This window comes from Rhodopseudomonas sp., assembly GCF_048594845.1.
In the GTDB taxonomy this organism is placed as follows: Bacteria; Pseudomonadota; Alphaproteobacteria; order Rhizobiales; family Xanthobacteraceae; genus Rhodopseudomonas.
Genome location: NZ_JBMDXE010000039.1, coordinates 1 through 24,720, shown reverse-complemented (window position 1 = coordinate 24,720; position 24,720 = coordinate 1). Strand labels below are relative to the sequence as shown.

Sequence of the window (24,720 nt, the reverse complement as noted above, 5' to 3'; positions counted from 1 at the left end):
CGGCGGACGCGTCACCGCGGATGTCGCGACCGCCGACGGCGCCAGCCTCGCCGACGCCATGATCGGCGCCGGCCTCGGGAGGCGATACGACGGAGGCCAGCGCGGTGGCTGGTGCGACTAGGCCTTAGCCTTGTTCTGCCGGTTGGCGATCAGGTCGTCGACGACGGCGGGATCGGCCAGTGTCGACGTATCGCCGAGCGCGCCAAAATCGTCCTCGGCGATCTTGCGCAGGATGCGGCGCATGATCTTGCCGGAGCGGGTCTTGGGCAGGCCCGGCGCGAACTGGATCAGGTCGGGCGAGGCGATCGGGCCGATGTCCTTGCGGACCCAGGCGACCCGCTCCGTGCGCAGCTCCTCGGTCGGCTCCTCGCCGGCCATCAGGGTCACATAGGCGTAGATGCCCTGGCCCTTGATGTCGTGCGGATAGCCGACGACGGCGGCCTCCGACACCTTGTCGTGGCTGACAAGCGCCGACTCGACCTCGGCCGTGCCCATGCGATGTCCCGAGACGTTGATGACGTCGTCGACGCGGCCGGTGATCCAGTAATAGCCGTCGGGATCGCGGCGGCAGCCGTCGCCGGTGAAGTACTTGCCCTTATAGGCCGAGAAGTAGGTCTGCTCGAACCGGGCGTGGTCGCCATAGACGGTGCGCATCTGGCCCGGCCAGGATTTCGCCAGACAGAGATTGCCGGTGCACTCGCCCTCCAGCACCTTGCCCTCCGGATCGAGGATCTCGGGCACCACGCCGAAGAACGGCCGGGTCGCCGAGCCGGGCTTGAGCTTGGTGGCGCCGGGCAGCGGCGTGATCAGGATGCCGCCGGTCTCGGTCTGCCACCAGGTGTCGACGATCGGTCCGCGATCGTCGCCGACGACGCGGTGATACCATTCCCACGCTTCCGGATTGATCGGCTCACCGACCGAGCCGAGCAGCCGCAGCGAGGCGCGCGAGGTCTTCTTCACCGGCTCGTCGCCGCCCTGCATCAAGGCGCGGATCGCGGTCGGCGCGGTGTAGAAGATGTTGACCTTGTGCTTGTCGATGACTTCCCAGAACCGCGAATTGCTCGGGTAGTTGGGCACGCCTTCGAACATCAGCGTGGTGGCGCCGTTGGCGAGCGGCCCATAGAGGATGTAGCTGTGGCCGGTGACCCAGCCGACGTCGGCGGTGCACCAGTAGATGTCGCCGTCGTGATAATCGAACACGTATTGGTGCGTCATCGACGCGAATACGAGATAGCCGCCCGAAGTGTGTAGCACGCCCTTGGGCTGGCCGGTCGAGCCCGAGGTGTAGAGGATGAACAGCGGGTCTTCCGCGTGCATGTGCTCCACCGGGCACTCGGTGGTCACCATCTCGGCGGCCTCGTGGTACCAGAAGTCGCGAACGTCATCCATTTCGATGGCGGCGCCGGTGCGCTTCACCACCATCACCCAGTCGACGCCTTCGCACTTCTTCAGCGCCGCATCGACATTGGCCTTCAGCGGCACCTTGCGGCCGCCGCGCAGGCCTTCGTCGGCGGTGATGACGATCTTGGATTGGCAGTCGTTGATGCGGCCGGCCAAGCTATCCGGCGAGAAGCCGGCGAACACCACCGAATGGATCGCGCCGATGCGGGCGCAGGCCAGCATTGCGAATGCGGCCTCGGGAATCATCGGCAGATAGATGGTGACGCGGTCGCCCTTGCCGACATTGCGGTTGCGCAGGATGTTGGCGAACTTGCAGACCTCGTCGTGCAGCTCGCGATAGGTAATGCTGCGCGACTGCGAGGGATCGTCGCCTTCCCAGATGATCGCGACCTGATCGCCACGCTTGGCGAGATGGCGGTCGATGCAGTTGTAGGCGACGTTGAGGACGCCGTCCTCGAACCATTTGATCGAGACGTTGCCGGGCGCGAACGACGAATTGTCGATCTTGGTCGGCGCCTTGATCCAGTCGACGCGTTTAGCTTCGTCGGCCCAGAAGCCGTTCGGGTCATCGACCGAGCGGGCATACATCTCGCGATACTTCGCATCGTCGACGAAGGCGCGGCTCGCCCATTCCGAGGGCACGTCATAAATCTTCTCGGACATCAAATCCTCCACTGTGCTGCCACGAACGGCGCGGCAGACGTTCTTCATGTTGGTTTGTTGGGGCGATTATGCGTTGTTGCTTTCCGGACCGGCAAGCGGAATGCAATGCCACTTTTGTCTGGTGGCGCCGGCCGATCAAGGGAGTTTCGGGAATGGGTTTGACAGATTCGCTGCAGTTCGCGTCGCCGCGTGTTCGGTTGCCGGCCAGGCCTCGGCCGGCCGTCCTGCTGCTGGCGCTATTGGGGTGGCTGTTCGCCGCATGCGCCAGCCTGCCGGCCCATGCCGACGACCAGCCGTCGTCCGAGGCCATGAGCCTGGCGCGGGAGGTGGTTGTCACCACCCGCTTTGCCGACCAGTTCAAGGCGCTGGTGCCGGCCATGCTGGCCAGCTTGAAGCCGAGCATCGTGCAGGGCCGGGCCGAGGTCGCTCGCGACTATGACGCGATGGTGCCGGTGCTGACGAAGGGGTTCGAAGCGCGGCTCGGCGAGCTGATCGATGCGGTCACGCTGATCTATGCCAAGACCTTCACGCCCGACGAAATGCGCAGCCTGCTGGCGTTCTATCGCACCCCGACCGGCGCCAAGCTGCTCGACAAGTCGCCGTCTCTCACCCAGCAGACCATGGCGGCCGGCCAGGCATTCGGCCGCGCGGTCGGCTCCGAACTGCAGAAGCAGATGGTCGAGGAACTGCGCAAGAAGGGTCACAACATTTAGGGCTGACCCACCAGCGGGCATCATCGCGGCCGTTCGGAACATCGCGCCCCGGCCGGCATTATCGCCGGCCACCGCAGAGGTCGTGCAAGGCCATGATGGACCAGCAGAATTTCGAGACGCCCGAAGCCCTCGGCGAAGCCGCCGTCGCCGTCGAGGTGTTGGCAAAGGATCTCGGCCTGAATTTGGGCGAGCCCGAACAGCTCACCATCCGGCGGATTCGCCGCGGCAAGCGCTTCCAATATCAGCGCGCCGACGGCTCGCCGGTCAAACAGCAGCACGTCATCAGCCGGCTCAACGCGCTGGCGATGCCGCCGGCCTATGAGGACGTCCGCTACGCGGCCGATCCGTCCTCGCATCTGCAGGCGGTCGGCCGCGACGCTGCCGGCCGGTTGCAATACCGTTATCATTCCGACTGGGAGAAGGTGCGCGAGACCCGCAAGGCGCACCGCCTGGCGCAGTTGGTCGGCGCGCTGCCGAAGATCCGCCGCGCGGTCACCAAGCATCTGTCGGGCGACGAGCCGACAAGGGAATTCGCGCTGGCCGCCGTGATCGAGCTGATCGCCCGGACCGCGATCCGGCCCGGCAGTGAATCCTACGCCCGTCTCAATGGCACCCGCGGCGCCGCGACGCTGCTGAAGTCGAACGTCGCGATCGAGGACGACTGCGTGATCCTGTCGTTCAAGGCCAAGGGCGGCAAGGCGGTGCGCAAGGAATGCGGCGCGGCTCGCTTGGTGCGGGCGATCGAGATCCTGCGCAAGCTCAAAGGCAGGCGGCTGTTTCAGTATGTCGGCAATGACGGCGCAGTGCACGCCGTCACCGCCACGCAGGTCAACGTGTTCCTGCGCGAGATCGCCGGCATCAAGATTTCGCTGAAGGATTTTCGCACCCTGATGGCCTCGGCCGTGGTGCTGGAATCGCTGGCGCGGATCGAGCCGGCGCCGAGCGCCACCGGCCGGCGCAAGCAGGTGCTGAACGCGCTTCGCCAGGCCGCGGATGAGCTCGCCAACACGCCGGCGATCTGCCGCAAGAGCTACGTCCACGCCACCATCGTCACCGCGTTCGAAGACGGAATCCTCGAGCGCTTCGCCGCGACGCTGAAGGGGACGCGCTCGCAGCAGAAGCGCGAGCAGCTGCTGGCGCAGGTGGTGACGGCGGCGGCGGCTTGAGATGGCTAGCCCCTGCTGAGGTTAAGCAGGGCGTCGCCCCACCCCCAAACGTCATCGCCCGGCTCGACCGGGCGACCCAGTATTCCAGAGAGCTGGTTATCAATCACGACCGCTCTGGAATACTGGGCCCTCCGCTTTCGCGGAGGGTGACGGCTTGTGATGGGGATGCACTGCGGACTACTTCAGCGTCCACACACCCGTCTTCTTGATTTCGGCATCCTCCAGCTCGCGCGTCACCGGCACGCTGTAGATTGCGAGCTCCGTCAGCTGATCTTTCGGCAAGTAATAGCGTCCCGGATCGCCGATCAGCACGCGCGCGCCCTTTATGGCTCGGCTCTGCAGAAACGCAAAGGCAAGGCCGGCGATGTCCTGCTGATAGAAGATGTCGCCGGCGAGCACGACTTGCGCGGCCAGCGGATGCGGACCGCCGAGCAGGTCGTCGCCGCTGACGTCGAGCGGCACGCCATTCGCCGCCGCATTGATAGCGATCGCCTCACGGGCGAAGGAGTCGATGTCGAACGCGGTGACGCGGCGTGCGCCGGCTTTCATCGCGGCGATCGCGACCAGGCCCGAGCCGGAGGCGAGATCGATGACGTCCTTACCGGCGACGTCCTCTGGATGATCCAGCACGTAGCGCGCCAGCGCCTGCCCGCCCGCCCAGGCGAATGCCCAGAACGGCGGCGGCAAGCCCGCCTCGCCGAGTTCCTCCTCGGTCTTGCTCCACAGCGGCAACGCCTCATCGGCGACATGCAGCGACACTTCCGGCACCAACGGCACCGGACGCAGCCGCGTGTTGGCATGGATGAAGGCGACCGGATCGGCGATGGCGGAGCTCATCGCGCGGTGATGCGCGGATACGGCGGCGATGTCCATGGGCAACCGCCGTGCGGCCGTTGAGGGCACTGTGGCGCCAAAAAGTGACCCGTCATGCGCGGGTTTGACCCGCGCATCCATCGTTCGCGCAGCGAACCAAAAAGAAGCGATCTTGGCGAAGAGGATGGATTGCCGGGTCAAGCCCGGCCATGACGGCTCAGGAGCCCTACAGCCCGCCCATCTTGCAGACCAGCTTCCACTCCTCGGCCGTCACCGGCTGTACCGAGAGGCGCGAGTATTTCAGCAGCGCCATCTCGGCGAGGCGGGGTTCGGCTTTGACGGCGTTCAGCGTCACCGGGGTTTTCAGCGGCTTGTCGGCCTTGATGTCGACGCAGACGAACTTGCCGCTCTCGTCGGTCGGATCCGGATAGGCTTCGCGGATGATCTCGGCGATGCCGACGATCTCCTTGCCCTCGTTGGAGTGATAATAGAAGGCGCGGTCGCCCTTTTTCATCGCCATCATGTGCAGCTTGGCGGAGTGGTTGCGCACACCGGTCCAGGCCTCGCCCTTGGCGCCCTTGGCCACCTGCTGGTCCCACGACCACACCGACGGTTCGGATTTCACCAGCCAGTACGCCAAGTTCTATTCCTCCGCCTTGAGCGGCCGCGTCAGCAGCCCTTCGATTGCCTTGTCGACGTCGAGCTTGCCGGCCAGGATCGCCACCACCGCGGTCGAGATCGGCATGTCGACATTCTTCGCCTGCGCCATCTCGAGCAGCACCGGCGCCGTATAATAGCCCTCGGCGAGCTTGCCGTGCGCGGCGGTGTCGATGCTCTCGCCGCGGCCGAGCGCCATGCCGAACGAGAAATTGCGCGACTGCGGCGTCGAGCAGCACATCGTCAGATCGCCGAGGCCGGACAAGCCGTGCATGGTCTCGATCCGCGCGCCGTAGGCCTTGCCGAACCGCACCAGCTCGACGAAGCCGCGCGTCGTCATTGCGGCCAGCGCCGAGGCGCCGAGCTTGCGGCCCTCGACGATGCCGGCCGCGATCGCCATCACGTTCTTAGTAGCGCCGCCGAGTTCGACGCCGCGCACGTCGGTCGAGTGATAGGGCCGGAAGCTGCCGGAATTCATCGCCTGCGCGAGCGCTTGCGCCACCGCCACATCGGCGGCCGCGATCGTCACCGCGGTCGGCAGGCCGCGCGCCACGTCCGCCGCAAAGCTTGGCCCCGACAGGATCGCCGGGATCGCGGCCGGCGCGCATTCGGCGATGATTTCGGTCATGAACCGATGGGTGCCGTGCTCGATGCCCTTGGCGCAGGCGACCAGCGGCGTGCGCGGAGCGATCAGCGGCGCCAGCGACGTCACCACCGGCCGCATCACCTGCGCCGGCACCACCAGCAGCAGCGCCGCGGCTCGCGCCGCTTCGGCGAGATCATGCGTCACCTTGATCGCGTCATCGAGCCGCACGCCGGGAAGGAATTTGCTCTCGCGCGCGGTCGCCAGATGCTCGGCATGGCCCGCATCGTGCTCCCAGAGAATGACGCTGCGGCCTGCGCGGGCGGCCGTCAGCGCGAGCGCTGTCCCCCAGGCTCCCCCGCCGAGCACGGCGATACTGTCAAACGACGTCATGATCTCACGTCCAAATCATAGCGGCGCGCCTGCCTAGAATCCCGCCCGCGTATTCGCGAATTTCCCCGGCGCCGTCGCGTTGGCGTCGAGCAGCCAGCGGGCCCGCGGCGCGGCGTCCAGCGTGTCGGTGATGCCGAGCGCAAGCCGTTCGGCGCCGGCCCACGCGATCATCGCGCCATTGTCGGTGCAGAGCGCCGGCGGCGGCACCATCAGGGTGGTCTGCGCCTTGGCGGCGACCTCGCGCAGCGCGCGGCGGATCGCCTGGTTGGCCGCAACGCCGCCGGCCGCAACCAGCGCCTTCGGCGGGCCGAACCGCTCCTTGAACAGCCGCAGCCCGGCACTGAGCCGGTCGGCGACCGAGTCCAGCACCGCGGCCTGGAAGCCGGCACACAGATCGGCGATGTCCTGCGGCTCCAGCGGGGTCAGCCGGCTGGCTTCGTTGCGCACCGCCGTTTTCAGCCCCGACAGCGAGAAATTGGCGTCCGGCCGGCCCAGCATCGGCCGCGGAAACGCGAACCGCGCCGCATCGCCTGCCGCCGCGGCGCGCTCGACTTGCGGGCCGCCCGGATAGGGCAGGCCGAGCAGCTTGGCGATCTTGTCGAACGCCTCGCCGATCGCATCGTCGACGGTGGTGCCGAGCCGGACATAGTCGCCGACGCCGAGCACCGCGACGATCTGGGTGTGGCCGCCGGAGGCGAGAAACAGGCAGTAAGGAAATTCGGTGCCATCCGTCAGCCGCGGCGTCAGCGCATGCGCTTCGAGATGATTGACGGCGATCAGCGGCGTGTTGTGCACCAGCGCGATCGCTTTTGCCGTCGTCAGCCCGACAATGACGCCGCCAATCAGCCCGGGGCCAGCGGCGGCCGCGATGCCTGAAAGTTCGGCGAAGCCGACGCCGGCATCCCGCATTGCGGTCGCCACGATGCCGTCGAGCAGATCGACATGGGCGCGCGCCGCGATCTCCGGTACTACACCACCAAATGGCGCGTGTTCGTCGGTCTGCGAGCGCACCACATTGGAGAGAATCCGGCCGCTGCCGTCGGCGCGGCGCTCGACCACCGCGGCGGCCGTTTCGTCGCAGGTGGTCTCGATTCCGAGCACCAGCAAGGTTTGTTCCCTAGTCAAATTGAGCCCTTGCGTTTGCGGCCGAACCGGCGTTCTCCTTGCCTCGCGTAGCATTGCGGGGTCGCGGAATGCAATCATCCGGTCGGCGCTCCGCGGCTCCGGTAAAGTCTGATGGTCCGCCGAAATCGGTGATGGTGGCGGCGGCCGCAACGACTCCTGTTTCCCTCTCGCAGATGAGGACGTCAGGCGTGGCACTGCTCGTCACCCGCCCGCAACCCGACAATGACGCGACAGCCGCGGCGCTCCGCGCCAAGGGCCATGACGTGCTGCTGGCTCCGATGCTGCGGTTCGAGCCGCTGCCGTTTCCGGACGATCCGGACGCCGCCTATACGGGCGTGATCGTCACCAGCGCCAATGCGCTGCGGGCGATCGCCGATCAATCTGGATTTTCCCGGCTGCTGAAGCTGCCGCTGTTCGCGGTCGGCAAACACACCGCGCGCGCCGCCCGCGAATCCGGCTTTACGGATGTGATCGTCGCCGATGGCGACGCCGCCAAGCTGCGGCTGAAGGTCGCCGACAGCCTGCGCGGGAAAAAGAAGACCGCCGGCGCGTTGCTGTATCTGGCCGGCGCCGACCTGTCGCGCGACCTCGCCGGCGAACTGCGCCAGGACGGCTTCGACGTGGTGATGCAGACGACCTATCGGATGGTGCCGGTGCCAACCCTGCCGACCAGCGTCTGCGATGACTTCGCCGCCAACCGGATCGACGCCGTGCTGCATTATTCGCGGCGCAGCGCGCGAGCCTTCGTCGAGGCCACGCGCGCGTCCGGCATCGAAATTTCGGCGCTGGCGATCCCGCAATGCTGCCTGTCGGAGCAGGTCTCCGACGTGGTGCGCGAAGCGGGGGCGACGCAGGTGATGGTGGCGCGCACGCCGGACGAGCCGGCGCTATTCGAAGCGCTGGACCGCGCGCTCGGCATGCCGGCGCGTTAAGCAACAACACGCCGGACCGGCAACGGATGCGGCCGACAGGTGACGAGGAACGATTGCGGATGGTCGAGAACAGGCCCGGACACGAGGACGCGCAACACCAAGAGGACCATCGGGACAAGCCGGCGCCTGATGATGTCGGTGACGCGTCGGTGCAGGACGTCGCCGAAGACCGGCCCGAGTCGGCCCAGCACGCCGCGGCCGACGATGCCGCTGTCGAACCGGCTGGTCGCCCTCAAGAGGACCACATCGAAGCTGCTCCGGAGGCTTCAGCGCCTGAGACTCGGATCGCGGCCGACGAGCCCGTGATGCGGGCTTCGTCTGCCGAGCCGCATCGGCCCGGCCTTGCCGCGATGATGCTGCCGCCGATCCTGGCGGTGGCGATCGCCGCGGTCGCGGTGGTGGGCGCCGCCAAGACCGGGCTGCTGCCGGACTTCCTGTCGTCGAGCAGCGTGTCGGCACCGCAAGGCGATGCCGCCGCGATCGATGCGCTGAAGGCGCGGATCGCGGATCTCGAATCCCGTTCGGCGGCCGGAGCGAAGCCTGCGGCGGTGGCGGACGCCACCACGCTCGACGCCCTGGCGGCGCGGATCGCCAGCCTGGAAGCCCGGCCGGCACCGGCGAGCGCCGACTCCACCGCCGCATCCGCTGGCGACGCCGCGGTGAACAGCAAGGTCGAAGCGCTGGAAAAGACAGTCGCAAGCCTGCACGACGACCTTGCGGCGCTGCGCAGCCAGTCCGACCAGCTCGCCGGCACCGTGAAGGACCTGAAGACGGGTGCCACCAGTGGGACCGCCGCCGCAGGTGACACGCCGGCATCCGGCGACGGCGCCGCCACCGAAAAATCCTCTGCGGATTCCGCGGCGGCGCTCGCCGCCATCAATGCGCGGCTGAGCGATTTGGAGCAGGCCGCCAAGGCTTCCCCTGAGACGAAGAAGCTGACCGCGGCAGCGACCGATGACCTGCCACTGCGCCGGCTGGTGACTGCCACCATGCTCGACCTGACGGTGAAGCAGGGCGCGCCGTATGGGTCGATCTTCAAGGCCGCGGAGCCGCTTGCGCCGGATCCGGCGACGCTGAAGCCGTTGGAGCCGTTTGCCGCGACCGGCGTGCCGAGCGCCGCCGCGCTCGGGCGCGAGCTGACCGCATTGCTACCCAAGCTGCTGGCGACCGACGAGGCCACCTCGAACTCCAACTTCATCGATCGCTTTCAGGCCAATGCCGAGCGGCTGGTGAAAATCCAGCGCTCCGACGCGACGCCGGGACCGGATCGCACCGCGATCATCGGCCGCCTCACCGCCGCCGCACAGCGCGGCGACCTTGCGGAGGCGCGGCGCGAGTTGAAAGCGCTTGCGCCGGCCGACCGCGCGCCTGTTCAATCCTGGATCGACAAATCCGAGGCCCGCGATCAGGCTCTCGCCGCTTCGCAATCCTTCGCCACCGCGGCGCTGGCCGCGCTGACCAAACCGTCGCCATAGGATTCCCATGCTGCGCATCATCCTGTTTCTCGTGATCATCGCGCTCGCGGCAGCGGGCGCCGCCTGGGTGGCCGAACAGCCCGGCGACGTGGTGCTGTCGTGGAATGCGTGGCGCGCCGAGATGAGGCTGCCGGTGTTCATCCTCGGGCTCGGCGCCGCCATCGTGGCGATCGGGCTGGTCTGGTGGATCATCACGGCGCTGCTGCGGGCTCCCGGGCGGATGAAGCGCGGCCGGGTCGAACGCCGCAGCGGCCGCGCCCGCCACGCCATCACCCAGGGCCTGCTCGCAGTCGGTCATGGCGACGCCGCCGCTGCGCGCCAGCACGCCACCGCGGCGCGCCGGCATGCGCCGCACGATCCGCTGGCGCTGCTGCTGCAGGCGCAATCGGCGCAGCTCGAGGGCGATCGCGAAGGCGCGCGCCGGGCGTTCCTGGCGATGGCCGGACGCGACGACACCAAGTCGCTCGGCATGCGCGGGCTCTATATCGAGGCGCAGCGCTCAGACGATCCCTATGCGGCGCTGGCGATCGCCGAGGAAGCGCTGCGGCTGCAGCCGAATTCGGCCTGGGCCTCGCAGGCGGTGCTCGGCTTCCGCTGTGCCCGCGCCGACTGGACCGGCGCACTCGAAATTCTGGAGACAAACTTCTCCGCTGGACTGATCGACAAGAAGGCGTTCCGCCGCCAGCGCGCCGTGCTGCTGACGGCCCGTGCGCTCGACGTCGAGGACAGCGACGAAAGCCTGTCGCGCGACAGCGCGCTGGAGGCCAACAAGCTGGCGCCGACGCTGGTGCCGGCCGCCGTGCTGGCGGCTAAGCATCTCGCCCAGACCCATCAGGTGCGCCGCGCCATGAAGGTGATCGAGACCGCCTGGCAGGCGCAGCCGCATCCCGATCTTGCCGAGGCCTATGCGCATATCAAGCCGGGCGACGCGCCGGCGCTGCGGCTGGCACGGGTCGAGAACCTGATCGCGAAGAACTCGCAGGATTTCGAAAGCGCGCTGGCGATCGCCCGCGCCGGCATCGAGGCGGGCGAATTCGCCCGCGCGCGCCGGGCGCTGGAGCCGTTCATCGACAATCCGACCCAGCGGGTCGCGATGCTGATGGCCGAAATCGAGCACGGCGAGCGCGGCGACACCACCAAGGCGCGCGCCTGGACGCTGCGCGCGGTCCGCGCGCTGCCCGACGCGGTTTGGACCGCCGACGGCTATATCTCGGATCACTGGCGTCCGGTATCGCCGGTTACCGGCCGGCTCGATGCTTTCCAGTGGCAGGTGCCGCTCGCCGCTCTGCCGGCCAAGAAGACGGTGGTGGTCGAGGACAACCCTTTCCACGACGCTCTCATCGCGTCCTCGGCCCCCGAAGCCCTGCCACCCGCCAAGGCCGACGAGCCGGTGACCGTCACGATCGAGTCCGTTGCCGAGGCCGCGGTGGTGACGCCGACCGAGACCGAGCCGGCGGTGGTGACCGTCGAACCGGAGCCGGCGGCCGACAAGCCGAAGGATGCCAAGGACAAGGAAGCGGCGAAGACCGCGATGGAATCTCCTGCCGCGGCCGAAACCGTGATCCCGATGCCGTCGCCGCCGCTGTTCCATCGCCGGGCTCAGCCGCAGCCGGTGATCCCGATCGTTCGCGCCCCGGACGATCCGGGGGTGGACGAGGAGGCGCCCCCGGAGGAGTTTTCGGAACATTCGCCGACGCCCGCCGGCCAGAGCGGAAGCTGGCGGGGCTACCGGCCGCCGCGCTAGGATTTCTCGGCTTCGGCGGCCACGGTTCTTGCCAATCCGCCCGCCGGCCGATATCAGGGGCCGGAGTTTTCCAGGCTAGTGTTTTCGGGCGGAGCATCACCCCTCCCGAGGTCGCCGCAATAGCTCAGCTGGTAGAGCACGTCATTCGTAATGACGGGGTCGGGGGTTCGAATCCCTCTTGCGGCACCACTCCTTCGGACTTCTCCCGCGCCATTCAGGCAACCGTGACAGAACGCGCCGTTTTCGGCCGAGCGTGCCTACGCGTCATGGGCATTCACGCGAGACGATAGACGTGGATGGCCGGGCAGAACCCGGCCAACACGAAGTAGCAACTTCGGCCGACGTTGGTCGAGCCATGTTGACGACGGGAGAGCCGACCTTTCGACCGGCGCCCCGCAGAGCCTGCTTACTCCGCCGCCATCAGCATGGTCGACGCGTAGGGCGGACCTTCTTCGATCGGCAGCGACGGATCGCGCGACCACTCGTTCCAGGAGCCGAAATACAGGCTGACGTCCTTGATACCGGCCTCCTTCAGCGCCACCAGCGTGTTGGAGGCGCGGGCGCCCTTGAAGCAGTACAGCACGACCGGCGTGTCTGGCGTGATGCCGACGCTGGCGCACTCAGCGAGAATTTCGGCCGACGACTTGAACATCGGGCCGGCCGGCGACGGCTTCATCATCCGGTACCATTCGATCCACACCGCGCCGGGGATGCGGCCCTTGCGCGGGCAGAAATCCTTGCCGTAGGGCGAGGAGCTTTCGCCGATCCATTCGTCGACATCGCGGGTGTCGAGCTTGACCTTGCCGGCGTCGCCGACCGCGGCCTTCATGGCTTCGAGATCGACCAGGATCGAGGCCGCGGCCGGATCGACCGCAAACGTCTTCGGCGTCGGAGACGGCACCTCGGTCGTGGTCGGCAGCGCAGCGGCGGTCCAGGCCGCGTAGCCGCCGTGCAGGATCTTGACCTTCGGATAGCCCAGATAGGTCAGCAGCACGTAGCCGCGGCAGGACTGGCCGAAGCCGGTGTTCATCGACTGCTCGTAGATCACGGCGGTTTCTTCGCCCGACAGGCCGGCGGCGCCGAACGCAGCGGCGAATTTCTCGCTCATCTCCTTGACGCCTTCGGGCGTCGAGGTCGCCAGATACGTAAAGATCTCGTGGATGTTGACGGCGCCGGGGATATGGCCGGCCGCGTACGCCTCGGGATTTCGGGTGTCGATCACCACCGTGGTCGGGGAAGAGAGCATTTCGGAGAGTTCGGCAGGCGTGACAAGAACCTTCTCAGTCATCAGACGCTCCTGTGGTCGTCGTTGAACGGGGCTCGCGGGGAGATCTTCCGGCACAGGGCGTCGCCCTGTGGTGACTGGCGCCGGGCGTAGCGTTGCGCCCGGATCAACGTCGATTAGTTGGCCATGTCGGCCAGCATCTTGCGCAGCTGCTTGGTGGCGGGAGTGACAATCGCCACGAAGTACGCCTCGCGCAGCCGGCGTTGCGCGGTGGCGCCGGCCACATAGCCACGTGCGCCGCAGTGAAGCATCGCGGCATGAGCGGCCGCGACCGACGCATCGCCGGCGGCGAGACGCGCTTCGATCACCTGTCGCCAGTAGTCGCGATCGGCTTCGAACGGCGTGGCGGCGAGCCGTGCGACTTCCGCCTCCATGGTTGCCAATTGCTCGGCGATCGGCTCGGGCTGAACGTCGAGATACTTGTTGACGTGGCCGAGCGGGCCTTTGCATTGCTCGATCAGCCGCAAGCAGTCGCGGATCAGGCCGAACGCCATGCCGGCCTGCAGCAGGATGAAGCCGGCGCGGATCCGCTTGATGTAGTCGTCGACCGGATCGGCGACGATCCAGGCATCCGGCACGACAACGTCGCGTAGCTGCAGCGCGAAGGTGCGGGTGCCGTCCAGCGCGGTGAACTTCGCGTTGTCGGCGAGGCTGACGCCTTCCGCAGCGCAAGGGATCACCGCCATCACGTTGTGCTTGGTGCCGCCGTCGTCGACCTCGAAGATGCCGCCGAAGTAGTGATCAGCTCCGAGGTTGGAGACGTAGGGCAGCAGGCCCTTGACGACATAGCCGCCGGCGACACGGCGGCCCTTCAGCCGCATCGGCTCGATGCCGAACAGCGACTTCATGGGATTCGACAGCGCGGTGCCGCCCAGCACTGCGCCGCTGGCGATCTGCGGGCCGATTCCGGTCCGCAGGCTGTCATTGTCCGAGGCGTAGATGTACCAAGCCAGCGCGTCCTGGCACCACATGCAGAAGGCCGTGGACAGACAGTGTTCGCCCGCCGCCGCCATCGCGTTGATCGAGGTCATAAGATCGAGACTCGGGCTGAGCCCCGGAAGGTGATGCGTGTAGGCGCCAAGGCGCCCGTAACTACGCATCAGATCTTCCGGATAGTAGCCCTCGGTATCGATCCGGTTGACGAGCGACGGCAGTTCGCGCGCCGACAGCGCACGCACCGCCTCGACGACGTCGGCGCCCGGAAGCGCCGCGGCGTCGGTTGACATCACTGACTGTACATCCAGCATGGGACCTGTCCGCTGTTGGCGTGGATCGGGTCAGGCCAGGGTGACGTCGAGATTGACCGGGCGCGAAAACGTGTTGGCGACCGGCGACCACAGCCGTGCATGCGCCACCAGCGCGTCGAGCTCTTCGCGAGGACGGTCGGCTTCGAACTTCACCTTGGCGCGGACGTCGGTGAAGCCGACCGGCTTCTCGGACAGATCGCCGGTGCCCCACACGCCGGTGATGTTCAGGTCGCCCTCGAGTTCGATCTCGAGCGTGTAAACGGTGATGCCGCGGGCCACGGCGTTGGCGTGGATGCCGACCGCGAGGCAGGAGCCAAGCGCGGCGAGCGAAGCCTCCGACGGATTCGGCGCGGTGTCGTCGCCGAGCAGGCCCGGCGGCTCGTCGACGATATAGGGCGGCAGGCTGCGCACGAAGTTGAGATGGCGGAAGCGGCCTTCGGCAACGGTCTTGCACTTCAGCGTCTTGACCGCCGTCGGATCGGCCTTGCCCTTGGCGATCAGCTCGTCGAGGCCGGCCTTGTCGATCGGCGCGAGGCAGCCGGTCATGGCGGTCGGGGTGTCCGGGGTCAGGCAGGCGGTCAGCGCGGTGGCGGCTTTGGTCATGGAAGCTCCTGTTGGTCCATCGGCGAAAAGATACAGACCGTTCTGTATTAGCAGGAAGCGTGCCAGATCGACCCTTCCGGAAAGCGGAGCATTTTCAATGGGCCTCGCTCTTCAGATGCCTGCCTTTTATTACGGCGCGCTGCTTTTGCAGTCAGGCCTGCCTTGCAATTGCGCTTCGGCTGGCGAGTTGCGAACAGACCATTCGGTTTCCCGGATTGCGGTTTGTCGACCTGCGGCGTATGTGCGGAGGAATGGACCAGGCTGCTTTGCCATCGACAAACGAACCCGCCGAGGCGCGGACGTCGCCGCGGGAGCGGTTGATGGACAGCGCGCGGGCGTTGTTCTGTCGCTATGGCATCAACTCGGTCGGCGTCGACACCATCATTGCCCAGGCCGGGACCGCCAAGACGACTCTCTACAAGCTGTTCGGCTCCAAGGACGGTCTGGTCGAAGCCGTGCTCGAGCGCGAGGGGCAGGCCTGGCGGAGCTGGTTCATCGAGGAAATCGACGGGCCCGGCGGCTCGGCGCGGGAGCGGCTGGCGCGGATCGGTCCGGCGCTCAAGGCGTGGTTCGGGCGGCCCGACTTCTACGGCTGCCCGTTCATCAACGCGGTCGGCGAATCCGACAAGGCCGATGACCGGATGCGGAGTCTGGCGATCGCCCACAAGACCATTGTGCTCGACCGGCTGACCGCACTGTGCAGCGAGGCCGGCATCGACGACGCCAACGAGGTCGCGCACACGCTCGGGCTCGTCATCGACGGCGCCATCGTGATGGCGCTGGTGACGCGCAACGCCAACGCCGCCGACGTTGCGGGCCGGGCCTGCGCGGCGATCCTGCCGCACTGACGATTAGTTTCCGAAAATCTCCCGCGCGCGTTCGCGCATGAAGAAGATCGAGGCGGCCGCCGTGAGATGGCTGCCGTCGAATACGACCGGCTGACCATCGGTGCCCGGCACGGATAGCAGGCAGCGTTCGCCCTCGCAGAAGGTCGGCGTCGGCGAAATGAACTCCACGCCGAGCGAGGTGAAGAACTCGCGCAGCCGTTCGTTGCCTTCAGCGGCGGACGTGTCGAGACGCGGCGGCCCATCGCGCTGCGGAATCTCGGCGCGCGACATCAGTCCCGCCGCCAGCGCCCGATAGGACTGCGCCAGAATCCGCCGCGGCGGCGTCCGCCAGCTCGGGAACATGCCGACTACGACGATGCGCCGGATGCCCATGGCGCGGACATCCGCGATGGTCGCGCGGATCGCCGCGTCATCGGCGTTCGGATCGCGGCCGGTCCAGTCGTAGTCGCGCCACTGCCGCGCCACCATGATCAGCGCGTCGGGCTTGAGCGCGCGCAGCCGGTCGCGGGCGATCTCGTTATTTGCCTGACACGAGGGCGACTTGGCGCTGCTGAAGCCGAAGATCGGCGGGCAGGCCGTGGTGTTGTATTGCGAGATACGGAAACTCGGATCGTGCCGCTGCAGCTCACGGAGTCCGGGATAGAGATGGGCGGCGTGCGAATCGCCCCACAGGAAGACGCGCGGCGTGCCGGCCGGCGCGTCGTCGTCGCACTCCTTTTCGAAATGCGTGACGGTCTCGAAGAAGCAGGTGCCGCCGCGATAAGCGATGCGCGACTGTCCCATCAGATCGCCGGTGATCGCCTGAACCTCGGGGCTGAAGCGCGACGGAAAACCACCTGCCGCATAGATGCCGGCGCCGGTGAGTCCGATCGCCGCGAGAGACGCGAAGGCGATCGTGGTCTTGGTCCGGTTCGGGCGGACGCGGAACGGCCGTTCGATGATCCGATACGTGACATGCGCCAACGCGACCGCCAGCAGAATGGCGATAGCCTTCATCAGCGGCGGCGGCTCTTCGCCGAACCGCACGATCCGGATCGCGGCCAGCAGCGGCCAGTGCCACAGATACAGCGGATAGCTGATCAGTCCGACATACACCATGGCGCGGTTGCCGAGCAGCACGCGGCTGACCCAGGGCGAGGGGCCGGCGGCAATCAGTAGCGCGGCGCCCAGCACCGGGAGCACCGCCCACCAGCCGGGAAAGCCGCGATCACTGCTGATCAGCACGGCGCCGAGACCGAGCAGCAGCAGGCCGAGCCAGGCGCAGACGGAACGCAGAACCCGCTGATGACTCACGAACGATGCGCGCAGCGGCGCCAGCCAGGTTACCGAGGCGAGATCGCGCCCGGGTCCCGCGACCGTCGCGATCGCCAGTACGCATCCGGTCATCAACTCCCAGAACCGCGTGACCGGCAGATAGAAGGCGGCGAGCGCATGCGCCGGCGTCAGCGCGATGTTGGCGACGAACGAGGCGAGCAACACCGCGAACGCGGCGAGCAACGGACCGTGCTTCCACCGCCATGCCAGCAGCAGCACCGGCGGCCATAGCAAGTAGAACTGCTCCTCGACGCCGAGCGACCACAGATGCAGCAACGGATTGAGCTCGGCCGCAGTCTCGAAGTAACCGGCGTCGTGCAGCAGCGACAGGTTCGACAGAAACGCGGCGCCGAAGCCGATCGACTTCCCGGCGTCGCGATAGTCCACCGGAAACAACAGGAACCAGCCGGCCACCGCGCAAGTCAGCAGCACCAGCGTCAGCGCCGGAAAGATCCGGTTGATGCGGCGCGCATAGAAGGTGCGATAGCTGAACGCGTCGTCGCGCCGTGCCTGGCAGATAATCGAAGTGATCAGGAACCCGGAGATCACGAAGAATACGTCGACGCCGACGAAACCGCCGCGGATCGAGGTCGGGAAGGCGTGGAAAGCGACCACCAGCAAAACCGCGATGGCACGCAATCCGTCGATATCGCTACGGTAGGCTGGCCGCATCGGCGCTCACTTCTGGGCCGGGGAACGAAGCAGGACGGCGCCTTGGGTTCCAACCGACATATCCGGGGGCTTTGTGCTTCGCGAAGCCGCGCCGCGGTGTCAAGCCGAGCACTCGGCTGCAGGCTGCCTCATCACAAGGTCTGACCAGGACGTGATCGATTTGCGCGTCCATCGTGGCCGCGATAACACTGCGGTCCTTGATAAGCAGAGTGATAGCGGGCGCCGCGATGAAGATTTTCAGACACCGGATCGAACTCGTCACCACGGCGCCGATCGAGATCATCGATATCACCACGCAGGTCCGCGAGGCCGCTGCGGCCAGCGGCATGAAGGATGGACTCGTCACCGCGAGCTGCCTTCACACCACCGCACGACTCAACGTCAATGAGCGCGAGGACAAGCTGTTGCGCGACATGCTGACGTTCCTGAAGCGATTCGCGCCGCGCGACGGCGACTATCTGCATAACCTCGCGCCGGTCGATGGCCGCGACAATGCGCATGCGCATCTGATCGGGCTGTTCATGAATTCGTCGGAGACGATCCCGCTGGCAGACGGCGCGCTGGTGCTCGGCGAATGGCAATCGATCTTTTTCATCGAGCTCGACGGCCCGCGTCCGAAGCGCGGAGTCGAGCTGCAAATCATGGGGCAAACTTGAGGCAACGCTACACGCCGCCAACGCTTCGCAATCGCCACACGGTTCCGATCGCCACGATCGGCACGTGCCTGCCCCTCCGCCGAAAGAACCGAGTCTTGGCCATGGATAGACGGAGCGGGCGCGCGTATGACGGCTTCACCCCGGCAGCGGAAGATCAGACATGACGCCTGACGATATCGCGGGCTTCTTCGCCAAGCGTTCCGACCTCAATCTCGACGACTACATCGAGCTCGACTTCGATTTCGAATGCGCCGGCGACCCGCGCGAGGCGGCGGCGCATCTGTGCAGCGAGCAGTCGACCGCGCAGTGGCGCCGGGTCGGCTTCGACGAGGACTTCCGGCCGCGCTTCGCCGCCAAGGTCGTCGCGTTATCGGCCGAGCCGCGGCCGGGAGGCTTCAGCACCGCGGTCGAATGCGCGGTGCGCGGCGACGTTCACGCCTGCCGGGTGACGATCGCGCATCCGCACGGCAATTTCGGCCCGAAGATTCCAAACCTGTTGTCGGCGGTGTGCGGCGAGGGCGTGTTCTTCTCGCCCGGGATTCCGCTGATCCGGCTGCAGGACATCCGCTTTCCGGACGCTTACCTCGCGGCGTTCGAGGGCCCGCGCTTCGGCATCGCCGGGCTGCGCGAGCGGCTGCAGGCCTATGATCGCCCGATCTTCTTCGGCGTCATCAAGCCGAATATCGGCCTGCCGGCGGAGCCGTTCGCCGAACTCGGCTATCAGAGCTGGCTCGGCGGTCTCGACATCGCCAAGGACGACGAGATGCTGGCCGATGTCGACTGGTGTCCGCTGGCGGAACGCGCCGCGGCGCTCGGCGACGCCTGTGCCCGCGCGGCGCGCGAAACCGGCGAACCGAAGATCTATCTGGCCAACATCACCGACGAGATCGACCGACTCACCGATCTGCACGACGTCGCGGTGCGCCACGGCGCCGGCGCGCTGCTGATCAATGCGATGCCGGTCGGGCTGTCGGCGGTGCGGATGCTGCGCAAGCACGCCACTGTGCCGCTGATCGCGCATTTCCCGTTCATCGCGGCGTTCAGCCGGCTGGCGAATTACGGCATCCACTCCCGGGTGATGACCCGTCTGCAGCGGCTCGCCGGATTCGACGTGGCGATCATGCCGGGCTTCGGACCGCGGATGATGACGCCCGAGCACGAAGTGATGGACTGCGTGCGAGCCTGTCTCGAGCCGATGGGGCCGATCAAGCCGTGCCTGCCGGTGCCGGGCGGCAGCGATTCGGCCGCGACGCTGGAGGGCGTGTATCGCAAGGTCGGCAGCGCCGATTTCGGCTTCGTGCCGGGCCGCGGTGTGTTCGGCCATCCGATGGGGCCGGCGGCGGGCGCCGCCAGCATTCGTCAGGCCTGGGACGCGATCGCGCGCGGCATCGCGGTCGCCGATCACGCCAGGTCTCATCCCGAGCTCGCCGCTGCGCTCGCGGCATTCGGCGGCCGTTGAGCCGCCGCCGCTTCGTCCAGCTTAGCGCGGCAGTTCGGTGAAGGTGATCACCACCGCGGTGCGGCGTCCCCCGGTCACCGCGCCATCGCGATGAATGCCGGCCGGATCGTACAGCACCGCGTTGCACTTGGAGCTGGTCAGTTCGACCTGATCGTTCTGGATCGCCGCCGCGAAGGCGTTGTCGGCGACCAGATCGACGCCGAACGACGCCTTGCGCTGCAGCCCGGCCGGCAGCGCATAGAACGTCTCGCGCCACACCTGCTGCGTCGACGACAGGCCGGCCAGATCGTTGGCGCGGCGGATCAGCCCGTCCCAGAACCGCGTTGCGGCGCGGTTGCTGCCCGCCACATAGGTCAGCGGACCATTCGCCGGTCCGACCTCGCCGAGATAGATCACCAGCTTCAGCACATTGTAGCTGAGATCGACCTTGAAGCCGTCGCAGGGCGACGTCTCGACGCTGACGTCGGCGAACGGAGAGGCGGGCGGCGCGGCCCGGGCCCCGGCGAGTTCGGCGGCGATCCGGCCGACGCCGACCGGACGCTTGAGATAGGCGCTCGCCGCCTCGGTGAGACCGAGATCGGCCGCGGTCTGATTGAACCAGCGATACAGTTCGGGATGGGCGTTGGCATCGACTTCGATCCGGCTATGTTCGCCGTCGATGGCCGGCGCGGTGCGCTGCTCCAGCGCGCTCAATTGCGGCGCGAGCTGCGTCCGGATCTGCGCGACGGCGTCGGAGCCGAGCTGCACCGCCGCGAAGCCGTCGGACTGCAGCGGCGCGAACACGGCGGCGCCGCGCTCGGTCTTCGGCGCATAGGCGCGGCCGGCGGTGAAGCGCGACAGCCGCTGCAGCAGGATCAGCCGCAGATAAGTAGGTAGCTGGCGCAGCAGCGCCACGAATGGTTTGCCGCCAGCGGCGGGCCGCGGCAGATGCGCGATGTCGATAACGCGCTGCGCCGACGTCAGCAGGAAGCCGTAGCCGAAATAGCTGATCGCCTTCAGCCGTGCACCGAGCATCGGCATCGACATCACGCGGCCATAGGCCGGGTGGGCGTCGTAATCGATCGCCGGCAGGTGATCGAACGGATAGGACTTTCCTTCGGATTGCATGACCCGCCCCTCCAGAGACTCAAAGCGTATGCGGTAGACACCAAATGGGGACTATGGTGGGCGGCATCGCGGCGCGCGAGTTAGCAATACGGCGATGTCCTTCGGCCGGCATCGACACAAGCGCCGCAGTCCGCCGCCGCGTCGTCGGCGTGGCTACGATGATCGTGGGGCGGCACGGAAGAGGGATCAGATCCAGGCGAAATTGGCGGCCGGGCGGGCCGTGCGATTGAGCAGCGAGCGCATCAGGCAGCGTTCGATCTGCACCGAGGAAACCGTCGCCGCATCGGCCCCGACCTGCGCGCAGGCATCGGCACGCTCGGCGAACACCCGACCGCTGGCGACGACGGCGATCGCCGGATTGCGCGAGGCGCGGCGGATCTTGCGAATGGTGTCGGCGACGCGCGGCAGCCAGTGCTCGCGGCGCAGCGCCGGACTGAGCGACAGGTTGATTGCATCGAACCAGCCATTCGCCACCAGATCGACCAGCGATTTGTCGGTATCGGGAAACTCGCTAACGGTATTCCAGCCCGCCTGACGCAGCAGCTCGGAATGCAGCGCGGCGCAGAACGAATGCGGCTCGCCGGGTTGAGATACCACCAGCACGGTGCGCGGCTGCGACCGCGTCAGCGGCGCCGACAGCAGATCGAAGCTGATGCGCCGCATCGCGGTCTGCAGGTGGCAGAGGCCGATCGTGACCTCGAATTCGCTGCAGGCGTCCTCGCTCCACAGATCGCCGAGCTTGCGCGCGGTCGGTTCGAACAGGCCGGTGAACAGCGCGGTCGGCGATGCTGCGCGGGTGAGGTTGGCGTCGATCAGATCGAATGCGTCGGCGAGATTGGGGGCGATCAGGAGCCGGGCCAGCTCTTCGGCGCGGCTCTCGGCGGGATCCTTGGCGGTGTGAGGCCGCGCCTGGGCGGCGACATGTTTGACCAGGAGATGCGGGATGACCGTCGAGACAATGCTTTCTGGATGCACGGCACGCACTCGATCTGGTTGCCCTCGAACCACCGACTTGAAACTGTCTGACCCTGCGCACCTGCCGAGGGGAAGCAGATCGGGTCTCCTCGCGCGGTCACGGGCTCGTAGCAAAACCGACAGCGCCGTTGCCGCATCGGAAGGGAGCCCCGGAATTGGCACAGCGTCTTTGCTCTGGATCAAAACGGAATGGCTGCCGCCGCGGACGCCGGAGCCGCACGGTCGCGCTGCGTGCGACAGTCCACGGCGCGTCGCAGGTATCTTAGTAATCCGACGCGAACCCCGACCCGGATACCGCAAGCGTGCGGAAAGTAGTTAGTTGCAGTCGCTGGTTATGGGCGAATCGGGATTCCTGATATTCTGCGTCACTAGGAAAGCACGCCCCCGAAGCCGATGCGTCGCAGGCGGCTGAACGTCGCACGAAGCCCATGCCGTGGTGCTGATAGTACCAGCAAAGGTAAGACACGGCAGTTAGTTAGTTAAGAACTGAAGCGCCGTTACGCGATTGTTTTGAATCAATCGATGTAGCCTGAGACCCCGTATATTTACAGTTGTGCGAATCAGCGCAAAACTGAATCGACGAGTCGATCAAAGCTGAGCAACTACCTAGTTTAAACAAAAGGTTAGACGGGTTTTTGACTCACTGGTGATTCGCGATTCTGAAGAACGAGTGTCTGATTACCAGCGCTCGTTCCCTGTTCCGGCGTGAGGCGTATTTGGCGAGACCGGACCTTCCGATTCCGCCGCAATTAGAGGTTTCGTAACCCTAATAAGTAATGCGTTGAGCACGCTGTTCACCTTAGGGGGCAAGCCGCCCCTAATTGAAGAAAGCTGGAGACAAACAATGCAGTTCGACCTTTCAAATCGGAACCTCGCACAGAAAATCTCGATCCTGGTGCTCGGGATCACGTTCTTCGTGGCGCTTGCGATCGGCGGCGTCGGCGAGATGATCCTGCATAAAGTCGGGACTGAGCAGGCCAAGCAGACGGCCAGCGTCGCATCGCTGGATCGTCTGATCGGTTCGGGAGGGGCCATGCTGTCGCCAGTCCGGGCGGCGGATGGCAGCATCGTCGGGATGCTGGTGATGCAGCAGGACGCCGGTCCGGTGGTGATGCCGGCGTCGTATGAGGGGCAGGGCCTGGTGGTGCAGGCTGCGGAGACCGTGGCGGCTCCGGCCGCGAATTATGCGCTCAGCGCCGCCCACACCATGCTGCTGCTCGCCGGGATCGTGGTCTTCGCGGTGGTCGGCCTGATCGGCACCCGGATTTCGCGCGGCCTGCTCGCCCCGCTGGGCGAACTGGAAAAGGACGTCGCCAAGCTCGCCAGCGGCGACACCAACATTCGCATCCACGCGCTGAGCCGCTCGGATGAAATCGGCCGGATCGCCCGCTCGATCGCCAAGATCCAGGAATCGCTGATCGAGCTCGCCAAGCTCAAGACCCAGAAGGTGGTGGGCGGCGCCAATTCGGTGTTCGAGAATCTCAAGGAAATGTGGGGCGACCTGAAGTCCGCGGCGCGCAATGCCCGCGAGATGCTGTTCACCGACGGCAAGACGATCGGCGAGGTGTTGTCGCGATCGTGGAACGATTGGCTGCACAACGGCCTCGGCGTTCCGAAACGCGCCTGACCTGATCCAGCGCTGGCCTCGCCGGACGCGGCGAGGCCGCTGCCTCTCTTCGAAGCCCTCACCTTCGACGTCGACGATATCAAAGCCCGCGGCCTTGGCCGCGGGTTTTGCTTTTAGGGGTGATTGCGCCGGGTTCAGCGATAGGCGCGCAAGAAGAACGTCACCGTCATCGCCGCCGCGAACAAGACCGTGGCGATCTGCACCGCCGCCGCCGGCAGGCGCTTGCCCAGCACCGCGCCGAGAAAGCCGCCGACCACAGCGCCGGCGCCGACCAGCAGCGCGGCGCGCCAATGCACGATGCCGGAGACCGCAAAGCACAGCACCGCAATCGTATTGGCGGCGCTGACCAGCAGGGTGCGGGCCGGGTTGAGCGCCTTGACGTCGGCGCCGTCGATCAGATTCCAGGCCGCCATCATCATCAGCCCGACCGCGCCGCCGAAATAGCCGCCATAAATGCCGAGCCCAAACTGCACGATCAGCAGCGTGCCGATGCCGGCCTGAAACCGCGCCCGCAGCGCCGGGCCGATGCGGCGGCCGAACGCCAGCGCCAGCGTCGCGACCAGTAGCAGCCAGGGCAGCACGCGGTCGAACAGCAGGCCGGGCGTCCACAGCAACAGCAGCGCACCGACCAGCCCGCCCGCGAGCGTCGCGGCCAGCACCGGACGCATCGACACGCCGGCAATGCGGCCAAGCCCACCGCGATAGACCCAGGCACTGGCAAGACCACCCGGATACAGCGCAACCGTGCTCGACGCATTCGCCGCAACCGAAGGCACACCAGCGCCGATCAGCGCCGGCAGCGTGACGAAGCTGCCGCCGCCGGCCATCGCGTTCATGGCGCCGCCGAGCGCGCCGGCGGCAAGCAAAATCAGATCTTTGACATCAACGAGCATGCCCCCCTCTTGCCCATCGCCCAATACCCTCACAATCTGGAAGATCCGGGGCCAGGCTTCGGCCGATCCGAAGGGTGATGGGCATGCGGTTCGATCTCACTGACTTGCGGCTGTTCGTGGCGGTCGCCGAATCCGGCAGCATCTCGCGCGGCGCCGGCCTCGCCCATATGGCGCTGGCCTCGGCGAGCGAACGGATCAGCGGCATGGAACAGGCGCTCGGGGTGCCATTGCTGGAGCGCGGCCGGCGCGGCGTGACGCCGACGGCGGCGGGCCGAACGCTGCTGCAGCACGCCCGCGCCGTCACCGGCCAGATCGAGCAGATGCGCGGCGACCTGCGGGCGTTTTCCGAAGGGCTGCGCGGCGCGGTGC

General features: G+C 66.9%; 23 protein-coding genes and 1 tRNA gene. 11 read left to right on the top strand and 13 right to left on the bottom strand.

The features are described 5' to 3' along the window. Nucleotides 1-117: 117 nt before the first annotated feature. Nucleotides 118-2,064: an acetate--CoA ligase gene (gene acs / locus ACOJTD_RS02265; protein WP_420131318.1), complete on the bottom strand. Its 1,947-nt coding sequence runs from the start codon at nucleotides 2,062-2,064 to the stop codon at nucleotides 118-120. 152 nt (nucleotides 2,065-2,216) lie between these two features. Here acs and ACOJTD_RS02260 point away from each other — a divergent pair, with 152 nt between their 5' ends. Next, nucleotides 2,217-2,777: a DUF2059 domain-containing protein gene (locus ACOJTD_RS02260; RefSeq protein ID WP_420131317.1), complete on the top strand. Its 561-nt coding sequence runs from the start codon at nucleotides 2,217-2,219 to the stop codon at nucleotides 2,775-2,777. Between the two features lie 92 nt (nucleotides 2,778-2,869). Further along, nucleotides 2,870-3,943, top strand: a complete 1,074-nt coding sequence (locus ACOJTD_RS02255; RefSeq protein ID WP_420131316.1) for a DNA topoisomerase IB — start codon at nucleotides 2,870-2,872, stop codon at nucleotides 3,941-3,943. 177 nt (nucleotides 3,944-4,120) lie between these two features. On the opposite strand, the gene ACOJTD_RS02250 is transcribed toward ACOJTD_RS02255, so the two are convergent. The 4 genes from ACOJTD_RS02250 to tsaD form a co-directional block, all read right to left on the bottom strand. Further along, entirely contained in the window at nucleotides 4,121-4,816 is a 696-nt protein-coding gene (locus tag ACOJTD_RS02250) for a class I SAM-dependent methyltransferase (RefSeq protein ID WP_420131315.1), read from the bottom strand. A 166-nt stretch (nucleotides 4,817-4,982) separates the two neighbouring features. Continuing rightward, on the bottom strand, nucleotides 4,983-5,396 hold the full coding sequence (locus tag ACOJTD_RS02245) for an EVE domain-containing protein (protein ID WP_420131314.1): 414 nt from the start codon (nucleotides 5,394-5,396) through the stop codon (nucleotides 4,983-4,985). A gap of 3 nt (nucleotides 5,397-5,399) precedes the next feature. Next, nucleotides 5,400-6,389: an NAD(P)H-dependent glycerol-3-phosphate dehydrogenase gene (locus tag ACOJTD_RS02240; RefSeq protein ID WP_420131313.1), complete on the bottom strand. Its 990-nt coding sequence runs from the start codon at nucleotides 6,387-6,389 to the stop codon at nucleotides 5,400-5,402. Nucleotides 6,390-6,422: 33 nt separating this feature from the next. Further along, complete coding sequence (gene tsaD / locus ACOJTD_RS02235; protein ID WP_420131312.1) at nucleotides 6,423-7,496, bottom strand: tRNA (adenosine(37)-N6)-threonylcarbamoyltransferase complex transferase subunit TsaD; 1,074 nt, start codon at nucleotides 7,494-7,496, stop codon at nucleotides 6,423-6,425. A 206-nt stretch (nucleotides 7,497-7,702) separates the two neighbouring features. On the opposite strand from tsaD, the gene ACOJTD_RS02230 reads away from it, so the two are divergent. Next, complete coding sequence (locus tag ACOJTD_RS02230; protein WP_420131311.1) at nucleotides 7,703-8,446, top strand: uroporphyrinogen-III synthase; 744 nt, start codon at nucleotides 7,703-7,705, stop codon at nucleotides 8,444-8,446. Here the strand turns inward: ACOJTD_RS02230 and ACOJTD_RS02225 are convergent. After that, the gene (locus ACOJTD_RS02225; protein ID WP_420131310.1) at nucleotides 8,443-8,682 is read right to left on the bottom strand and encodes a hypothetical protein; all 240 of its coding nucleotides are present in this window, start codon (nucleotides 8,680-8,682) and stop codon (nucleotides 8,443-8,445) included. The two genes, ACOJTD_RS02230 and ACOJTD_RS02225, sit on opposite strands and share 4 nt — an antisense overlap. 69 nt (nucleotides 8,683-8,751) lie before the next feature. Here ACOJTD_RS02225 and ACOJTD_RS02220 point away from each other — a divergent pair, with 69 nt between their 5' ends. From ACOJTD_RS02220 to ACOJTD_RS02210, 3 genes are all read left to right on the top strand, one after another. Next, a complete protein-coding gene (locus tag ACOJTD_RS02220) occupies nucleotides 8,752-9,921 on the top strand; it encodes a COG4223 family protein (RefSeq protein WP_420131309.1) in 1,170 nt (389 codons plus the stop codon). 7 nt (nucleotides 9,922-9,928) lie between these two features. Next, nucleotides 9,929-11,665 (top strand): heme biosynthesis HemY N-terminal domain-containing protein, encoded by a 1,737-nt coding sequence (locus ACOJTD_RS02215; protein WP_420131308.1) that lies wholly within the window; start codon nucleotides 9,929-9,931, stop codon nucleotides 11,663-11,665. A gap of 113 nt (nucleotides 11,666-11,778) precedes the next feature. Continuing rightward, nucleotides 11,779-11,854, top strand: a tRNA-Thr gene (locus ACOJTD_RS02210). Nucleotides 11,855-12,071: 217 nt separating this feature from the next. Here the strand turns inward: ACOJTD_RS02210 and ACOJTD_RS02205 are convergent. The 3 genes from ACOJTD_RS02205 to ACOJTD_RS02195 all read right to left on the bottom strand — a co-directional run bounded on the left by ACOJTD_RS02205 (nucleotide 12,072) and on the right by ACOJTD_RS02195 (nucleotide 14,800). Beyond that, entirely contained in the window at nucleotides 12,072-12,953 is an 882-nt protein-coding gene (locus tag ACOJTD_RS02205; RefSeq protein ID WP_420131307.1) for a sulfurtransferase, read from the bottom strand. 113 nt (nucleotides 12,954-13,066) lie between these two features. Then, the gene (locus ACOJTD_RS02200) at nucleotides 13,067-14,197 is read right to left on the bottom strand and encodes an acyl-CoA dehydrogenase family protein (RefSeq protein ID WP_420131306.1); all 1,131 of its coding nucleotides are present in this window, start codon (nucleotides 14,195-14,197) and stop codon (nucleotides 13,067-13,069) included. Nucleotides 14,198-14,227: 30 nt separating this feature from the next. Continuing rightward, complete coding sequence (locus ACOJTD_RS02195; RefSeq protein ID WP_420131305.1) at nucleotides 14,228-14,800, bottom strand: OsmC family protein; 573 nt, start codon at nucleotides 14,798-14,800, stop codon at nucleotides 14,228-14,230. 320 nt (nucleotides 14,801-15,120) lie between these two features. Between ACOJTD_RS02195 and ACOJTD_RS02190 the strand changes: the two genes are divergently transcribed. Then, nucleotides 15,121-15,648, top strand: a complete 528-nt coding sequence (locus ACOJTD_RS02190) for a TetR/AcrR family transcriptional regulator (RefSeq protein ID WP_420131304.1) — start codon at nucleotides 15,121-15,123, stop codon at nucleotides 15,646-15,648. Between the two features lie 3 nt (nucleotides 15,649-15,651). On the opposite strand, the gene ACOJTD_RS02185 is transcribed toward ACOJTD_RS02190, so the two are convergent. Beyond that, entirely contained in the window at nucleotides 15,652-17,634 is a 1,983-nt protein-coding gene (locus ACOJTD_RS02185) for an acyltransferase family protein (RefSeq protein ID WP_420131303.1), read from the bottom strand. Between the two features lie 227 nt (nucleotides 17,635-17,861). Here ACOJTD_RS02185 and ACOJTD_RS02180 point away from each other — a divergent pair, with 227 nt between their 5' ends. Further along, the gene (locus ACOJTD_RS02180; RefSeq protein ID WP_420131302.1) at nucleotides 17,862-18,290 is read left to right on the top strand and encodes a secondary thiamine-phosphate synthase enzyme YjbQ; all 429 of its coding nucleotides are present in this window, start codon (nucleotides 17,862-17,864) and stop codon (nucleotides 18,288-18,290) included. Nucleotides 18,291-18,450: 160 nt separating this feature from the next. After that, the gene (locus ACOJTD_RS02175) at nucleotides 18,451-19,749 is read left to right on the top strand and encodes a RuBisCO large subunit C-terminal-like domain-containing protein (RefSeq protein ID WP_420131301.1); all 1,299 of its coding nucleotides are present in this window, start codon (nucleotides 18,451-18,453) and stop codon (nucleotides 19,747-19,749) included. 21 nt (nucleotides 19,750-19,770) lie between these two features. Here the strand turns inward: ACOJTD_RS02175 and ACOJTD_RS02170 are convergent, their stop codons facing one another. Both ACOJTD_RS02170 and ACOJTD_RS02165 read right to left on the bottom strand, forming a co-directional pair. Beyond that, nucleotides 19,771-20,856, bottom strand: a complete 1,086-nt coding sequence (locus ACOJTD_RS02170; protein ID WP_420131300.1) for a hypothetical protein — start codon at nucleotides 20,854-20,856, stop codon at nucleotides 19,771-19,773. A 186-nt stretch (nucleotides 20,857-21,042) separates the two neighbouring features. Continuing rightward, the gene (locus ACOJTD_RS02165) at nucleotides 21,043-21,831 is read right to left on the bottom strand and encodes a cobalamin B12-binding domain-containing protein (RefSeq protein WP_420131299.1); all 789 of its coding nucleotides are present in this window, start codon (nucleotides 21,829-21,831) and stop codon (nucleotides 21,043-21,045) included. A gap of 844 nt (nucleotides 21,832-22,675) precedes the next feature. Here ACOJTD_RS02165 and ACOJTD_RS02160 point away from each other — a divergent pair. Further along, the gene (locus tag ACOJTD_RS02160; RefSeq protein WP_420131298.1) at nucleotides 22,676-23,458 is read left to right on the top strand and encodes a HAMP domain-containing protein; all 783 of its coding nucleotides are present in this window, start codon (nucleotides 22,676-22,678) and stop codon (nucleotides 23,456-23,458) included. Between the two features lie 134 nt (nucleotides 23,459-23,592). On the opposite strand, the gene ACOJTD_RS02155 is transcribed toward ACOJTD_RS02160, so the two are convergent. Further along, entirely contained in the window at nucleotides 23,593-24,351 is a 759-nt protein-coding gene (locus tag ACOJTD_RS02155) for a sulfite exporter TauE/SafE family protein (protein ID WP_420131297.1), read from the bottom strand. Between the two features lie 83 nt (nucleotides 24,352-24,434). Between ACOJTD_RS02155 and ACOJTD_RS02150 the strand changes: the two genes are divergently transcribed. Next, nucleotides 24,435-24,720: LysR family transcriptional regulator (locus ACOJTD_RS02150; protein WP_420131296.1), on the top strand; the 286-nt coding region annotated here is incomplete at its 3' end.

Bases quoted from the DNA above. Each gene is read 5' to 3' on its own strand.
- ACOJTD_RS02170 (WP_420131300.1), bottom strand. From the start codon at position 20,856: ATGCAATCCGAAGGAAAGTCCTATCCGTTCGATCACCTGCCGGCGATC.
- ACOJTD_RS02160 (WP_420131298.1), top strand. From the start codon at position 22,676: ATGCAGTTCGACCTTTCAAATCGGAACCTCGCACAGAAAATCTCGATC.
- ACOJTD_RS02185 (WP_420131303.1), bottom strand. From the start codon at position 17,634: ATGCGGCCAGCCTACCGTAGCGATATCGACGGATTGCGTGCCATCGCG.
- ACOJTD_RS02220 (WP_420131309.1), top strand. From the start codon at position 8,752: ATGCGGGCTTCGTCTGCCGAGCCGCATCGGCCCGGCCTTGCCGCGATG.
- ACOJTD_RS02155 (WP_420131297.1), bottom strand. From the start codon at position 24,351: ATGCTCGTTGATGTCAAAGATCTGATTTTGCTTGCCGCCGGCGCGCTC.
- ACOJTD_RS02190 (WP_420131304.1), top strand. From the start codon at position 15,121: ATGGACAGCGCGCGGGCGTTGTTCTGTCGCTATGGCATCAACTCGGTC.
- ACOJTD_RS02195 (WP_420131305.1), bottom strand. From the start codon at position 14,800: ATGACCAAAGCCGCCACCGCGCTGACCGCCTGCCTGACCCCGGACACC.
- ACOJTD_RS02200 (WP_420131306.1), bottom strand. From the start codon at position 14,197: ATGCTGGATGTACAGTCAGTGATGTCAACCGACGCCGCGGCGCTTCCG.
- ACOJTD_RS02175 (WP_420131301.1), top strand. From the start codon at position 18,451: ATGACGCCTGACGATATCGCGGGCTTCTTCGCCAAGCGTTCCGACCTC.
- ACOJTD_RS02260 (WP_420131317.1), top strand. From the start codon at position 2,217: ATGGGTTTGACAGATTCGCTGCAGTTCGCGTCGCCGCGTGTTCGGTTG.
- acs (WP_420131318.1), bottom strand. From the start codon at position 2,064: ATGTCCGAGAAGATTTATGACGTGCCCTCGGAATGGGCGAGCCGCGCC.
- ACOJTD_RS02250 (WP_420131315.1), bottom strand. From the start codon at position 4,816: ATGGACATCGCCGCCGTATCCGCGCATCACCGCGCGATGAGCTCCGCC.
- ACOJTD_RS02255 (WP_420131316.1), top strand. From the start codon at position 2,870: ATGATGGACCAGCAGAATTTCGAGACGCCCGAAGCCCTCGGCGAAGCC.
- ACOJTD_RS02240 (WP_420131313.1), bottom strand. From the start codon at position 6,389: ATGACGTCGTTTGACAGTATCGCCGTGCTCGGCGGGGGAGCCTGGGGG.
- ACOJTD_RS02215 (WP_420131308.1), top strand. From the start codon at position 9,929: ATGCTGCGCATCATCCTGTTTCTCGTGATCATCGCGCTCGCGGCAGCG.
- ACOJTD_RS02180 (WP_420131302.1), top strand. From the start codon at position 17,862: ATGAAGATTTTCAGACACCGGATCGAACTCGTCACCACGGCGCCGATC.
- ACOJTD_RS02205 (WP_420131307.1), bottom strand. From the start codon at position 12,953: ATGACTGAGAAGGTTCTTGTCACGCCTGCCGAACTCTCCGAAATGCTC.